13 protein-coding genes and 1 riboswitch are annotated in these 14,109 nt (G+C 65.0%); of the genes, 9 read left to right on the top strand and 4 right to left on the bottom strand.

All coding sequences use genetic code 11. From position 1 onward, the window contains the following. Positions 1–239 precede the first annotated feature (239 nt). Positions 240–1,712, top strand: a complete 1,473-nt coding sequence (locus ACY65G_RS22735; protein WP_464999568.1) for a tetratricopeptide repeat protein — start codon at positions 240–242, stop codon at positions 1,710–1,712. A 10-nt stretch (positions 1,713–1,722) separates the two neighbouring features. On the opposite strand, the gene dapF is transcribed toward ACY65G_RS22735, so the two are convergent. Genes dapF through ACY65G_RS22720 form a run of 3 tightly spaced genes read right to left on the bottom strand, consistent with a single transcriptional unit; the run spans position 1,723 to position 4,330 of the window. Next, the gene (dapF, locus tag ACY65G_RS22730) at positions 1,723–2,586 is read right to left on the bottom strand and encodes a diaminopimelate epimerase (RefSeq protein ID WP_464999567.1); all 864 of its coding nucleotides are present in this window, start codon (positions 2,584–2,586) and stop codon (positions 1,723–1,725) included. Then, on the bottom strand, positions 2,583–3,479 hold the full coding sequence (locus ACY65G_RS22725; RefSeq protein WP_464999566.1) for an LpxL/LpxP family acyltransferase: 897 nt from the start codon (positions 3,477–3,479) through the stop codon (positions 2,583–2,585). Before ACY65G_RS22725 ends, dapF begins: the two co-directional genes overlap by 4 nt. Then, positions 3,476–4,330 (bottom strand): lysophospholipid acyltransferase family protein, encoded by an 855-nt coding sequence (locus ACY65G_RS22720; RefSeq protein ID WP_464999565.1) that lies wholly within the window; start codon positions 4,328–4,330, stop codon positions 3,476–3,478. Before ACY65G_RS22720 ends, ACY65G_RS22725 begins: the two co-directional genes overlap by 4 nt. Positions 4,331–4,531: 201 nt before the next feature. Between ACY65G_RS22720 and metK the strand changes: the two genes are divergently transcribed. The 4 genes from metK to metF all read left to right on the top strand — a co-directional run bounded on the left by metK (position 4,532) and on the right by metF (position 8,651). Further along, entirely contained in the window at positions 4,532–5,701 is a 1,170-nt protein-coding gene (gene metK, locus ACY65G_RS22715; protein ID WP_464999564.1) for a methionine adenosyltransferase, read from the top strand. A 179-nt stretch (positions 5,702–5,880) separates the two neighbouring features. Further along, a riboswitch (S-adenosyl-L-homocysteine riboswitch) is annotated at positions 5,881–5,954 on the top strand. A gap of 26 nt (positions 5,955–5,980) precedes the next feature. Further along, positions 5,981–7,396: an adenosylhomocysteinase gene (ahcY, locus tag ACY65G_RS22710; protein WP_464999563.1), complete on the top strand. Its 1,416-nt coding sequence runs from the start codon at positions 5,981–5,983 to the stop codon at positions 7,394–7,396. A gap of 81 nt (positions 7,397–7,477) precedes the next feature. Further along, positions 7,478–7,828, top strand: coding sequence for a phage holin family protein (locus ACY65G_RS22705; protein WP_464999562.1), 351 nt, complete (start codon positions 7,478–7,480; stop codon positions 7,826–7,828). Beyond that, entirely contained in the window at positions 7,821–8,651 is an 831-nt protein-coding gene (gene metF, locus ACY65G_RS22700; protein ID WP_464999561.1) for a methylenetetrahydrofolate reductase [NAD(P)H], read from the top strand. The genes ACY65G_RS22705 and metF overlap by 8 nt, the downstream gene beginning before the upstream one ends. 44 nt (positions 8,652–8,695) lie before the next feature. On the opposite strand, the gene ACY65G_RS22695 is transcribed toward metF, so the two are convergent. Further along, a complete protein-coding gene (locus tag ACY65G_RS22695) occupies positions 8,696–9,235 on the bottom strand; it encodes a 5-formyltetrahydrofolate cyclo-ligase (protein ID WP_464999560.1) in 540 nt (179 codons plus the stop codon). A gap of 187 nt (positions 9,236–9,422) precedes the next feature. Between ACY65G_RS22695 and ACY65G_RS22690 the strand changes: the two genes are divergently transcribed. The 4 genes from ACY65G_RS22690 to ACY65G_RS22675 are packed head-to-tail and all read left to right on the top strand — an operon-like array spanning position 9,423 to position 14,108. Further along, positions 9,423–11,426: a lytic transglycosylase domain-containing protein gene (locus tag ACY65G_RS22690; RefSeq protein ID WP_464999559.1), complete on the top strand. Its 2,004-nt coding sequence runs from the start codon at positions 9,423–9,425 to the stop codon at positions 11,424–11,426. A 29-nt stretch (positions 11,427–11,455) separates the two neighbouring features. After that, positions 11,456–12,169, top strand: coding sequence for a glutathione S-transferase family protein (locus ACY65G_RS22685; protein WP_464999558.1), 714 nt, complete (start codon positions 11,456–11,458; stop codon positions 12,167–12,169). Continuing rightward, a complete protein-coding gene (locus tag ACY65G_RS22680) occupies positions 12,166–13,434 on the top strand; it encodes a multifunctional CCA addition/repair protein (RefSeq protein ID WP_464999557.1) in 1,269 nt (422 codons plus the stop codon). Before ACY65G_RS22685 ends, ACY65G_RS22680 begins: the two co-directional genes overlap by 4 nt. Next, positions 13,434–14,108: an N-acetyltransferase family protein gene (locus ACY65G_RS22675; protein WP_464999556.1), complete on the top strand. Its 675-nt coding sequence runs from the start codon at positions 13,434–13,436 to the stop codon at positions 14,106–14,108. Before ACY65G_RS22680 ends, ACY65G_RS22675 begins: the two co-directional genes overlap by 1 nt. The last annotated feature ends 1 nt before the right edge of the window (position 14,109 follow it).

The raw sequence follows: 14,109 nt of genomic DNA, 5'->3' as shown, positions 1-14,109 counted from the left end.
TTCATTTGTTTATCCACGTCATGCAATCCTTTCGTTGGTAAGGTATCAACGCATAGCGTATCTGGAGCACTGGTCGACCACGTTTGCGCAAGATCAAGCGAGGTCAACCTTGTCAGACAGGCGCAACAGTTGAATACTTAAACTGTTCAGTTGCGTCATCACTTCATAACGAAAAAAAGCGCAGGAGAGCGATGGCCGGTATTGCCGGCTTCGCGACAACACAGCTTTCTGGAGACCGCATGGCCAATCGTGAAGAGCTGGCAATGATCAGGGGGGCGCGCGCAGGCGATGCCGCGTGCCAGTTGAAACTGGGAAAACTGTATCTTGGTGGCGGAGCGGGCCTGCCATGCAGCCCGCCGACCGCGCTGCACTGGCTGGCGCGTGCGGCCAACGCCGGCATCGACGAGGCGTGGATGCTGATCGGTCGTCATATCCCCTGGCAATATGCGAGCCACCATCGCGCCACGCTGCTGGACTGGTATGCGCGCGCCAGCGATGCCGGCGTCGCCCAGGCCGCGCTGAGCCTCTCCCATCTTTTATTGCAGGAGCCTGCCATCACGCAGCCGGGTCTGTGCCAGCGTGCCCGGCGCGCACTGGAGGCGGCGGCGCGCGCCGGTGTCGCCGAAGCCGGCTTGCTGCTGGGACGCTTGCGCCTGGCCACACCGGAGCATTCGCCGCTACCCGCGCCGATAGCCATTACGCTGCCGGCGCGCGCCGGCGGCGAACCGGCGCTGCGCGAAGCGGCCATCCCCCTTGCCGAAGCACTGCCGCTGGCGCGTGCGCTGCTTGCGCGGGCACCGGCCGATGGCGCCTGGGCGGGCTCGGCCGCCGATGCCCATCTGCTGGCACGCTGCGCCGGGGCGCTGGCCGGCATGCCCGGCACCAACGGCGAAGAAGTGCAGCGGATGCGCGAACTGGCCGCCGGAGCGGGCGATCGCCATGCGCAGCTGGCGCTGGGCCTGCATCTCGCACGCATGGATGCGGAAGGGGAGCGGCTGCCGCACGGCTGTCCGGCAAGTTTCAAGCGGGCAGTGCGCTGGCTCACGCTGGCCGGCGAGCAGGGCCTGGCCGATGCCTGGTTCGTGCTGTCGCGCATCTATGTGAAACCGGAGTTCTCGCAACGCTGCGTGGGCGAAGCGCAAGCGTGCCTGGAGCGGGCGGCGGCGCTGGGCCATGGCGGAGCGCAGCTCGAATGCGGCTTGCAGGCGTGGCGGATGCGCCGCAGCTGCGAGCACAACGATGTCAAGGCGGCTTACTGGTTGCAGAAAGCGGCGGCGCAATGCTGCGACCACGCGATCGAGGTGCTGGGGCGCATTGCCCCGGCACCGGATGGCACCGGCTGGGCAGTGTCCCTGTTGCCGTTGCTGACGCGGGAGCTGGCCAGCAACCAGCCGTTGCTGGCGGCCCGGATCGAACTGGCCGCGCTGTTCGGGCTGACGCGCGCGGAGGCGTTGTTGCTGAACGTGAATGCGGCCGACCAGGGGCATTGTCTCGTCGTCGATATCCGCGCCAGTTATGGCCGCGGCCGGCGTCGCCTGGTGCTGGTGGAAAATGCCCGCCAGCGCCAGGCGCTGGACCGTATCGTGCGGCAGTTCGAGCACGTCGACGGCAATCTGGAAGGCAATTACCGGCAACGGCTGTACCGCTTCAAGACATGGCTGCAGTCGGTCGAGGCCGGGATCGAAGGCGGCCGCGTGCGGCTGGCCGCCTGACCCGTTCCGATCAGACGGTGATTTCGCCTTCGAACACCGTAACGGCGGGGCCCGTCAGGTAAACGGGTTCGCCTTCGCCGGCCCAGGCAATCGACAGCTCGCCACCCCGCGCATCCACGCGCACGGGGGAGTCGAGCAAGCCGAGGCGGATGCCGGCCACGACGGCCGCGCAGGCGCCGGTACCGCAGGCCAGCGTTTCGCCGGCGCCCCGTTCGAACACGCGCAGCCGGATATGGTTACGGCTCATGGCTTGCATGAAGCCGGCATTGACGCGGTTCGGGAAGTGGGCGTGATGTTCGATCAGCGGGCCGGTCAGTTCGACGGGCGCCGTATCGACGTCCGCAACCACCTGCACCGCGTGCGGGTTCCCCATCGACAGCACGGAGACCGGCACGGTTTCCTTTTCACCCGCCAGTTCCAGCACCAGCGGCCACAGCGTGTCGCTGCCTTCCGGCTGGCCCTGCAAACCTTCCGTATCGAATGGCACGAGGGCTGGATCGAACACGGGGGCACCCATGTCCACCGTCACGCTGCCGTCCTCTTCCAGGCGCGGCGCGATAATGCCGGACATCGTTTCCACGGCGATGCTGCGGCGGTCGGTCAACCCTTTTTCGGCCACGAATTTCGCGAAGGCACGTGCGCCATTGCCGCACTGTTCCACTTCGCCACCGTCGCTGTTGAAGATGCGGTAGCGGAAGTCGCAGCTGGGGTTGGCCGATTTCTCGACCACCAGCAGCTGGTCGGCGCCAACGCCGAAGCGGCGGTCCGCCAGCGCCTTCCACTGTGCGGGAGTAAAGTCGATCTGCTGGTTGATGGCATCGATCACGACAAAGTCGTTGCCGGCGCCATGCATCTTGGTGAATTTGAGTTTCATCGCTTGTTTGAATAGAAGGACGGTTCGCCGTTCGGGCGGGTCTTGTAGCGCTTGTGGGTCCAGAAATACTCCGCTGGCGCCTCGCGCACGCGTTCCTCGATGAACTCGTTCATGCGGCGCGTGGCGGCAACCATGTCGGTACCAGGATAATTGTCCCACACCGGGTAGAACTTGACGCGCCAACCTTGGTAATCCGGCAAAAAAGTCGCGATCACCGGCATGACCTGCGCGCCCGTGGTGGCGGCGATGCGCGCCGTGGCCGTCAGCGTGGCGGCCGGCACGCCGAAGAACGGCACGAACTCCGCATCCTTCTCGCCGAAATCCATGTCCGGCAGCATGAAGTAGGGCAGGCGATCGCGCAGCGCGCGCAGGATCGGCTTGATCCCGTCTTGCCGCGTGAACAGCTTGACGGGCTTGAACCTTGCCCGGCCGGCGCGCAGCACCGCATCGAACGTGGCGTTCTTCTGCGTGACATACATCGACGAGGCCGAAGCTTCCATCGCGATCGACGCCCCGCCAACGTCCAGGCACACGAAGTGCGGGCACAACAGGATGGTCGGCTTCTCCGTCATCGCGGCCACAGGGATCTCGCCAGGCGGCATGCCCGCGCCCGTCTCGATCCTGATCAGCCGTTTCAGGCGCGCTTCCGATGCCCACCACAGGATCGCCCGTTCGAACACGCTGCGCGAATAGGCCTGGAAGTGGCGGCGCGCCAGGTCGCGGCGCTGGTCCTCCGTCAGTTCCGGCATCGCCAGGCGCAGGTTGACGAGCGCGATCTCGCGGCGCGGGCCCATGATCACGAACAGCAGGCTGCCCACCGCCGTGCCGAAGCGGCCCAGCACCGGCAGCGGCAGCCAGTGCAGCAGCCACATGAAACCAAGCAGCAGCTTCATGCCGCCTCCACCGCGCTGGGCGCCGCGACGCCTTGCGGCACCTTGTAGCGGTTATAGCTCCAGTAATACTGGGCCGGGCAGCCGGCGATCAGCTGTTCCATCGCGGCATTGATGGCGCGCGCCTGCTGCGCATTGTCGCCTTCCAGCGAGCCGGAGAACGGCACGAAGTGGATGAGGAAGCCGCGTCCGCGCGGCAGGCGCTCGGCATAGGTCAGCAGCACGGGAGCATCGCCGCCCAGTTTTGCCATCTTGGCGGGCAACGTCATCGTGTAGGCTGGCCGGCCGAAGAAATCGGCCCACACGCCTTCGCCTTCCTGGGGCACCTGGTCCGGCAGGATGCCGATCGGCTTGCCGGACTTCAGGAACTTGGCCAGCATCCGCACGCCGGACAGGTTGGCCGGCGCCAGCACCATCTGGCCGCGCGCCCGCGCCACTTCCACCAGCGGCTTCATGGCTGCCTGCTTTGGCGGCCGGTACATGACCATCAGCTCCGTATCGTGCGAGACGCGCTGTGCCGTGATTTCAAAGCAGCCCAAGTGTGGCGTGAGGAACACAATGCCACGCCCGGCGCGCAGGTGTTCTTCGACCAGTTCATAGTTTTTCAGGAAGACACGGCGGGCGATGCGCTCCTCGGAGGCCAGCCACACGAAGGGCAGTTCGGCAATGGCCTTGCCCCCTTCGGCGATGGCCTGGCGCAGGTGCCCGGCATAGCCGGCGCGTGTCATGTTGTCGCGCATGCGGCGGCGGTACGAAGGCGATAACAAATAGACCAGCCACCCCAATGCGCTGCCCAGCGCATGCAGTGCGGGCAAGGAGAATATTGAAAAGAAACGGAAAATTCGTAACAGCATGAACTCGAAAAAAAGAAGTGTGCCAGCGCAAAAATTTTTGAAGAAGCGTAAAATACCACGTCAGCAGTAACCGCCGAGTTAACAGACAACTTGCGAGGCGGGATAAAAATATCGCTAAAGCGTCGCAAGCCGTATGGGTTGTTGCGACAGTCTTATCACCTTGGTCACAAGACCAGTCTCGACAATTTACAGGAGCTTGCGATGTCTTCCATCGATTACCTCTTCACTTCCGAATCCGTTTCCGAAGGCCATCCCGACAAGGTTGCCGACCAGATTTCCGACGCCATCCTCGACGCGATCCTGGAGCAGGACCCGAAAGCGCGCGTGGCCGCCGAAACGCTGTGCAACACCGGCCTCGTCGTGCTGGCGGGTGAGATCACCACCCACGCGAACGTGGATTATATTCAGGTTGCCCGCGAGACCATCAAGCGCATCGGCTACGACAATACCGACTACGGCATCGACTACCGCGGTTGCGCCGTGCTGGTGGCCTATGACAAGCAGTCGCCGGACATCGCCCAGGGCGTGGATGAAGGCGCCGGTATCGACCTGGACCAGGGCGCCGGCGACCAGGGCCTGATGTTCGGCTACGCCTGCGATGAAACGCCGGAACTGATGCCGGCCGCCATCTACTACTCGCACCGCCTGGTCGAGCGCCAGTCGCAGCTGCGCAAGGATGGCCGCCTGCCGTGGCTGCGCCCGGATGCGAAATCCCAGGTCACGCTGCGCTACGTGAATGGCCGTCCGGTGGCCGTCGACACCGTCGTGCTGTCGACCCAGCATGCGCCGGAAATCAGCCACAGCCAGATCGAGGAAGCGGTGATCGAAGAGATCATCCGCCCGGTGCTGCCGAAGGAATGGCTGCAGGATACGAAATTCCTCGTCAACCCGACCGGCCGCTTCGTCATCGGCGGTCCGCAGGGCGATTGCGGCCTGACCGGCCGCAAGATCATCGTCGACACGTACGGCGGCGCCGCCCCGCACGGCGGCGGCGCGTTCTCCGGCAAGGATCCGTCGAAGGTCGACCGTTCGGCCGCCTACGCTGCCCGCTACGTGGCCAAGAACGTGGTGGCCGCCGGCCTGGCGCGCCAGTGCCAGGTGCAGGTGTCGTATGCGATCGGCGTGGCCCGTCCGATCAATATCACCGTGTACACGGAAGGCACCGGCGTGATCCCGGACGAGAAGATCGCCGAGCTGGTGCAGGAACACTTCGACCTGCGCCCGAAAGGCATCGTGCAGATGCTGGACCTGCTGCGCCCGATCTACCGCAAGACGGCCGCCTATGGCCACTTCGGCCGCGAAGAGCCGGAATTCACGTGGGAACGCACCGACAAGGCCGCCATCCTGCGCGCCGCCGCCGGCTTGTCGTAAGCAAAAGTTGCCAAGAAAATGGGGACGTACCCCATTTTCCTGGCAATATTGCTCGAAAAATAGGGGTGAAGCAGGGGTTTTGTGGCGCAGGCTCCACGCCTGCATGCCTTGGCGCTCTGGTCCCCTTCAGGCAACAAAAAACCGGCTCGCGTAGTCGGTTTTTTGTTATAGAATGCCTTTTCTCCGAGGAGCGTTGCGACGGATCAATCGAATCCGCCAGGCTCGGACACTTCTGCAACCGCGCTCACGTCAACTTTTTTCAACATGAAAGGAGGCGTGATGAACGCCGTACTCAAAGACTCCCAGGATTACATCATTGCCGACATCGGCCTGGCCGCCTGGGGCGAAAAAGAAATCAAGATCGCTGAAACGGAAATGCCCGGCCTGATGGCGATCCAGGAAGAATTCGCCGCCGCGCAGCCGCTGAAAGGCGCCCGCATCACCGGTTCGCTGCACATGACGATTCAGACCGCCGTGCTGATCCGCACGCTGGAAGCGCTGGGTGCCCAGGTGCGCTGGGCATCGTGCAACATCTACTCGACGCAAGACCACGCCGCCGCCGCGATCGCCGCCGCCGGCACGCCGGTGTTCGCCATCAAGGGCGAAACGCTGGACGAATACTGGGACTACACCCACCGCATCTTCGAGTGGCCGGGCGAAGGCGTGTATTCGAACATGATCCTCGACGATGGCGGCGACGCCACGCTGCTGCTGCACCTGGGCGCCCGCGCCGAGCAGGATGCATCGGTGCTGGACAACCCGGGTTCGGAAGAAGAAATCTGCCTGTTCAACGCCATCAAGGCCCGCCTGGCCAAGGATGCCACGTGGTACTCGAAGCGCCTGCCGCACATCCTGGGCGTGACCGAGGAAACCACCACCGGCGTGCACCGCCTGTACCAGATGCACAAGGACGGCAAGCTGGCCTTCCCGGCCATCAACGTCAACGATTCCGTCACCAAGTCGAAGTTCGACAACCTGTATGGCTGCCGTGAATCGCTGGTCGACGGCATCAAGCGCGCGACCGACGTGATGATCGCCGGCAAGATCGCCGTCATCGCCGGCTATGGCGACGTGGGCAAGGGCTCGGCGCAAGCCATGCGCGCGCTGTCGGCCCAGGTGTGGGTCACCGAGATCGACCCGATCTGCGCGCTGCAGGCGGCAATGGAAGGTTACCGTGTGGTCACGATGGATTACGCCGCCGAACACGGCGACATCTTCGTCACCTGCACCGGCAACTACCACATCCTCACCGAAGAGCACATGCTCAAGATGAAGGACCAGGCCATCGTCTGCAATATCGGCCACTTCGACAACGAGATCGATGTCGCAGCGCTGAAGAAATACCAGTGGGAAAACATCAAGCCGCAAGTCGACCACGTGATCTTCCCGGACGGCAAGCGCATCATCCTGCTGGCCGAAGGCCGCCTGGTGAACCTGGGTTGCGGCACGGGGCACCCGTCGTATGTGATGAGCTCGTCGTTCGCGAACCAGACGATCGCCCAGATCGAACTGTTCCAGCACAAGGACAAGTACCCGGTCGGCGTCTACACGCTGCCGAAGCACCTGGACGAGAAGGTCGCCCGCCTGCAGCTGAAGAAGCTGAACGCGCAGCTGAGCGAGCTGACGCCGGAGCAGGCCGCCTACATCAACGTGAAGGTCGAAGGCCCTTACAAGCCGGAACACTACCGCTACTAATCAGTGCGAAGGCCGGCGCGAAGCCGGCCTTTTTTTGGCACGCGTCCTGTTCATAAAAAGCTTCAACCAAAGGCTTCCCACATGCGTCTGGTCCTGACCTGGTTCATCAATGCCCTGGCACTGTTCGCAGTGCCCTACCTGATGCATTCCGTCGACGTCACGAGCGTCGGCGCGGCCCTGATCGCGGCGCTCGTCCTCGGCCTGGTGAACACGCTGATCCGTCCAGTGCTGCTCCTGCTGACCCTACCCGTGACCGTGCTGTCGCTGGGCCTGTTCATCTTCATCGTCAACGGTTTCACCTTCTGGCTGGTGGCGCAATTCGTGGACGGTTTCAACGTGACGAGCTTCTGGGCGGCGGTCGGCGGCGCACTGCTGTACAGCGTGATCTCCTGGGCCCTCTCCTCCCTGTTGTTGAAAGACGCCGATGGCTGACCATAATTTCAGTATTGAATTCTTCCCGCCCAAGACGGCGGAAGGCACGGAAAAGCTGCGCGCCACGCGCGCCAAGCTGTCCGAACTGCATCCCAAGTATTTTTCCGTCACGTTCGGTGCCGGCGGCACCACCCAGCGCGGCACGCTGGAAACCGTGCTCGACATCATGGGCGCCGGCGAGGAAGCCGCGCCGCACCTGTCCTGCGTGGGCGGCACGCGCGAATCGATCCGCGCGATCCTGGACGAATACAAGTCGCACGGCATCAAGCGTGTCGTCGCGCTGCGCGGCGACCTGCCGAGCGGCTACGGCGCGGCCGGCGAGTTCCGCTATGCCAACGAGCTGGTGGAATTCATCCGCGCCGAAACGGGCGACTGGTTCCACATCGAAGTTGCCGCCTATCCGGAAGTACATCCCCAGGCGAAATCGCCGCAGTCCGACATGGACGCGTTCGTGCGCAAGGTGAATGCCGGCGCCGATGCGGCGATCACGCAGTATTTCTACAATGCCGACGCATACTTCCAGTTCGTCGACGCGGCGCAAAAAGCCGGCGTCAACGTGCCCATCGTGGCCGGCATCATGCCGATCACGAACTACACGCAACTGATGCGCTTCTCCGACATGTGCGGCGCCGAGATCCCCCGCTGGGTGCGGCTGAAGCTGGCCAGCTTCGGCGACGACACCGCATCCATCAAGGCCTTCGGCCTGGACGTGGTGACGGCGCTGTGCGAACGGCTGCTCGCCGGCGGCGCCCCGGGCCTGCACTTCTACAGCATGAACCAGGTCGCCCCGACGACGGCCCTGTGGCAGCGCCTGGTGAAATAAATTGCTTGAAAAATGGGGACGTACCCCATTTTTGAAGCAACACATCATCCGGCTTCGGTGATGATCCGGTCCAGCGCGATGTCGTGCCCGTCGCTGCCGAATTCGGCGGCGAGGCACGAGTAGGCGATGCCGACGGTTGCCGGCCGCGGCGCCTTTTCCAGCGTGCGGTCGTAGAAGCCGCCGCCGTACCCCAGCCGGTAGCCTGCCGCGTTGAAACCCAGGCAGGGCACCAGCAGGGCGGGGGGATACGATTCGATCCGCAGTTCGGCCGGTACCGCGATGCCCATCGCATCCTTCACCAGCGGCTCGCCGATCTGCCAGGCGGCGAAATCGAGCGGCGTGTCGCGCTGGAGCACCACGGGCAACAGCAGCCGCACCCCCAGCCGCGCCAGTTCGGCGTAGGCCGCATGCAGGTCGGGCTCGTCGCGCAGCGGCCAGTAGACACCCAGCGCGTCGACCTGTGTCGCATGCCACCACTCGACGATGTGCCGGCAGATGCCGGCATCCCATTGCGCGCGGGTTTCCGCGGGCAAGTTGCGCCGCGCGGCCAGCAATTGCTTGCGTAATGACGTCTTGTCGGCCACAAGAGACCCGGCCGGTGCAGTGCTGCCGGCTGCAGAAAATCCGTCCGGTGAAGCTTTGTCGGCCGCAAGGGAGCCGGCCGCGGCAGCGTTTTCGGCCGGGCCCGTCTGTTCGCGTGCGGGTGGTAGCCCTTGAGTCAGGCGTGTTATTCTCTGGTCGCTGGTCATGTCACTACTTGAGAGTCGTATCTTGATTTCCCCGTCGAAATGGATAGCCGGCGCGCTGATTGCCATCTCCTGCGCCACGTCGCCACTGGCGATCCCGCAGGATCTCGGCGAGAGCCGCAAGGAGGATGACGCGTTCCTGCTGTTGCGCGATTCCGTGCGCCGCAACGATGCGCCCAAGGCCGAGTTCTACGCGGCGCGGCTGGCCAATTACGCCATGCCATCCTACGTCGACTATTATCGGCTCAAATCGCATTTCCGTGACGCCACCTCGGCCGAGATCCTGGCCTTCCTGCAGCGCCACGAGGGCACGGCGATCGCCGACCGCCTGCGCAACGACTGGCTGCTGGAGCTAGGTCGCAAGCGCGAGTGGGCCATGTTCGACCAGCAGTTCCCCCTGTTCGTGCTGAAGGACGATACCCAGGTCAAGTGCTATGGCCTGCTGTCGCGCCTGTCGAAAGGCGAGAACGTGGCCGCCGAGGCCAGGGCCCTGCTGATCTATCCGCCGTATTACGGCGACGGCTGCAGCGCGCTGATCGCGTCGCTGGCGCAGACCGGCCAGTTCACGCAGGACGACCTGTGGGCGCAGGTGCGCCTGGCCGGCGAAACGAAAGCCACCACTGCAGCGCGCCGCACGATCATGCTGCTGAACGGGTCGGACAAGAACATCGCGCAGGCCATCGACGTGCCCGCCGTGGTGCTGGCAAAAGGCGTTGGCGAGTCGAAGGCCGACCGCGAAGTATTCCTCGTCGCCCTGGGCCGCGCCGCGCGCACGAGTGTGAAGCTGTCCGTGCTGGCGCTGCGCAAGGCGCTGCCGAAGCTGACGCCCCAGGAGCAGGCGATCGGCTGGGCCAATATCGCGCTGCCGGCATCGTTCGTCGTCGACCCGGAAACCTCCGATTACTGGCGCCGTGCCAATGGCGCCCCGCTGTCGATCGACCAGCACCAGTGGCGCACCCGCTATGCGCTGCGCGACGGTAACTGGCAAGTGGTGCGCGACTACCTTGCCGCCATGCCGCCGCAGTTGCGGCAGGATCCCACCTGGGTGTACTGGCAGGCCCGCACGTCGGTCGCGCTGGCCGGCGGCAAACTGACCCCTGAAGCGCAGTTCCTGTACCAGAGCATTGCCGACCGCGAGGATTACTACGGCTTGCTGGCCGCGGAGGAGCTGGGCCGCACCGTGAGCATTCCCGCCCCTGGCGCGCCGGCGACGCCGGCCGAAATCGCCGCGATCGCCGCCAATCCCGGTATCCAGCGGGCGCTGAAATTCTTCGACCTGCGGCTGCGTTTCGAAGGCCTGCGCGAATGGAACTGGGAAGTGCGGCACCTGTCCGACCGTGAACTGATTGCCGCCGCCGAATATGCGCGCCAGCACCACATCCTCGACCGCATGGTGTACACGGCCGAGCGTACCCGTGCGCTGGCCGACTACACCCACCGCTACCCGGCACCGCACGATGAAATCATGCGGCCCACCACCAATACGCTGGGCCTCGACCGCGCGTGGGTGTATGGCCTGATCCGCCAGGAATCGCGCTTCGTCATGAACGCCACGTCGAGCGCGGGAGCGTCCGGCCTGATGCAGGTGATGCCATCCACCGGCCGCTGGGTCGCCAACAAGATCGGGCTGACCGACTTCGTGCAGGACATGCTGAACGACGTGCGCACCAACATCCTGCTGGGCGCCAACTACATGAACATGGTGCTGGGCAGCATGGACGGCTCGCAGGTGCTGGCCACCGCCGCCTATAACGCGGGGCCCGGCCGGCTGCGCTCGTGGCGTTCGGCGCTGTCCAGGCCGATGGATGCCACGGTATTCATCGAATCGATCCCGTATTCGGAAACGCGCGGCTACGTGAAGAACGTGATGACCAATGCCACCTTCTACGCGGCCCTGTTCGAAGGCAAGCCGCAATCGATCAAGGCCAGGCTGGGCGTCGTCGTGCCCAAAGGCTACAGCGAAAAAGACCTGCCCGAGCAGGAGCCGCGTGGCCAGGATCCGCAGCAGACCAGTCTCTCGAGCCGCTGATCCGGCGCGCTCGCTTACCAACCTTCCCCATGCAAACGATCGAACTCGACCCTACCCTGAGCCAGACCCTGGCCGCCGCGAGCCAGCCCGGCCTCACGCTTGTCATCGGCAACAAGAACCTGTCTTCCTGGTCGATGCGGCCCTGGGTGGCGATGACCGCCTTCGGCATCCCGTTCACCGAGGTGCGCCTGCAGCTGGACCGGCCGGACACTTCCGGCAACATCGCCCGTTACACGCACAGCGGCCGCGTGCCGGTACTGCTGGCCGGCGACATCACGATCTGGGACAGCCTGGCGATCAGCGAATACCTGGCCGAGCAGTTCCCCGACAAGCACCTGTGGCCGCAGGACGTGGCGGCACGCGCGATGGCGCGTTCGATCTGCGCCGAGATGCACTCGAGTTTTGCGAGCCTGCGCGGCACGATGCCGATGAATATCAGCGCCAGCCTGCGCGGCCAGGGCCGCACGCCGGAAACGCAGGCCGACATCGGCCGCGTCAGCGAGATCTGGGAAGAGTGCCTGTGCCGTTTCGGCCATAACGATTTCCTGTTCGGCGATTTTTCGCTGGCCGACGCGTTCTTTGCGCCCGTCGTCACCCGCTTCAATACCTATGGCGTGGCACTGCCGCCGGCACTGTCGGCTTACTGCGAACGGGTCACGCGGCATCCTGCGGTGGCCCGCTGGATCGAACTGGCACACGCCGAAACCGCGCAAGGTGCGGGCGAAAGCGCGGCAGGCGAATGAAGACGTATGTCGTTGGCGGTGCCGTCCGCGATGAGCTGCTGGGACTGCCCGTCAAGGACCATGACCACGTCGTCGTCGGCGCCACGCCGGAGCAGATGGTGCAGCAGGGCTTCCGGGCCGTCGGCAAGGATTTCCCCGTGTTCCTGCACCCGGATACGCACGAGGAATACGCGCTGGCCCGCACCGAACGCAAGACCGCTCCCGGCTACAAGGGCTTCGTGTTCCACACGGCGCCGGATGTGACGCTGGAGCAGGACCTGGTGCGCCGCGACCTGACGATCAACGCCATCGCGCGCGCCGAGGACGGCACGCTGACCGACCCGTTCGACGGTCGGGGCGACATCGCCCGCCGCGTGTTCCGCCACGTGTCCGACGCGTTTGCCGAAGACCCGGTGCGCATCCTGCGCGTGGCCCGTTTCGCCGCCCGCTACGACGGCTTCACCGTGGCGCCCGAAACCAATGCGCTGATGCGCCGCATGGTCGACGATGGCGAAGTCGATGCGCTGGTACCTGAGCGCGTATGGCAGGAACTGTCGCGCGGCCTGCTGGAGAAGCGGCCTTCGCGGATGCTGCAGGTGCTGCGCGGCTGCGGCGCACTGGCGCGCATCGTGCCGGAACTGGACCGCCTGTGGGGCGTGCCCCAGCCGGAACGGTGGCATCCGGAAGTCGATACGGGCATCCACATGGAACAGGTCGTCGACTATGCGGCAGGGCAGGGCTGCGACCTGCCGGTGCGCTTCGCGGCGCTGCTGCACGACCTGGGCAAGGGCGCCACGCCGGCGGACAAGTGGCCGGCCCACCATGGCCATGAAGGCATTGGCGTCGCGCTGGTGAAGGATGTCTGCGCGCGGCTGAAGGTGCCCACCGAGTGCCGCGACCTGGCCGTGCTGGCGGCACGCGAACATGGCAACGTGAGCCGGGCGCTCGAACTGCGTTGCAACACGATCGTCAAGCTGTTCGAACGCAGCGATGCGTTCCGCAAGCCGGCCCGGTTCCTGCAATTGCTGCAGGTAGCCGAATGCGATGCGCGCGGCCGGGAAGGGCCCACGGCCTCGTTCCGCGACGCGCCGTTCCCGCAGCGCGAGTACCTGGAGCGGGCGCTGGCCGCCGCCCGCGGCGTCAACGCCGGGGAAATCGCCCTGGCCTGCACCGAGCAGCCCGACCGCATTCCCGAACGGGTACGCGCAGCCCGCGTGCGCGCGGTGAGCGAGGCGCTGGCGCTGCCCATCGAGGCGGACGAACAAAACGGCACCGGGGAGGGCTGATGGCCCGCCTGAACCTGTTCCGCAATCCCCTGAACAAATGGCTGGGCCGCCCCGAGTCGCGGCCCACCATTCCCGTCAAGGAATTGCGCGAGCGGGACCGCCGCCGGATCCTGCGCCATTTCCTGCAGATCGAAGGACGCGACCGGCTGCTGCGCTTCGGCTCGCCCATCACGGACGAGCAGGTGACGAAGTATGTCGACAGCATCGACTTCGAGCGCGACATGGTGTTCGGCGTCTACAACCGGGTGTTTCGCCTCGTCGCGGTCGGGCACCTCGGGTTCGCGGAAAAGCAGCCGCACAAGGACAGCGCCACCGAAAAGGACCGCGTGGCCGAATTCGGCGTCTCGGTCCTGAAAACCGCGCGCGGCCTGGGCATCGGCTCGAAGCTGTTCGAGCGCGCCGCGATCGTCTGCCGCAACCATGACATCGACACGTTGTACATGCACTGCCTGTCGTCGAACCAGATCATGATCCACATCGCAAAGAAGGCGGGCATGGCAATCCACCGCGAGTATGGCGAAGCGGATGCCTACCTGAAACTGGGGCCGGCGGACCCCTCCAGCGTGCTGCAGGAAGCCATGCAGGAACAGCTGGCCACGATCGACTATGCGCTCAAGGCCAACGTGCGGCGGGCCGCCAAGCTGTGGGACATGCTGCCGGGGCGGAAAAAGTGAC

It is taken from the genome of Pseudoduganella sp. jia 12, assembly GCF_055502675.1.
The sequence above is the reverse complement of the archived record's forward strand: the minus strand, read 5'-3'. Positions and strand labels throughout refer to the sequence as shown.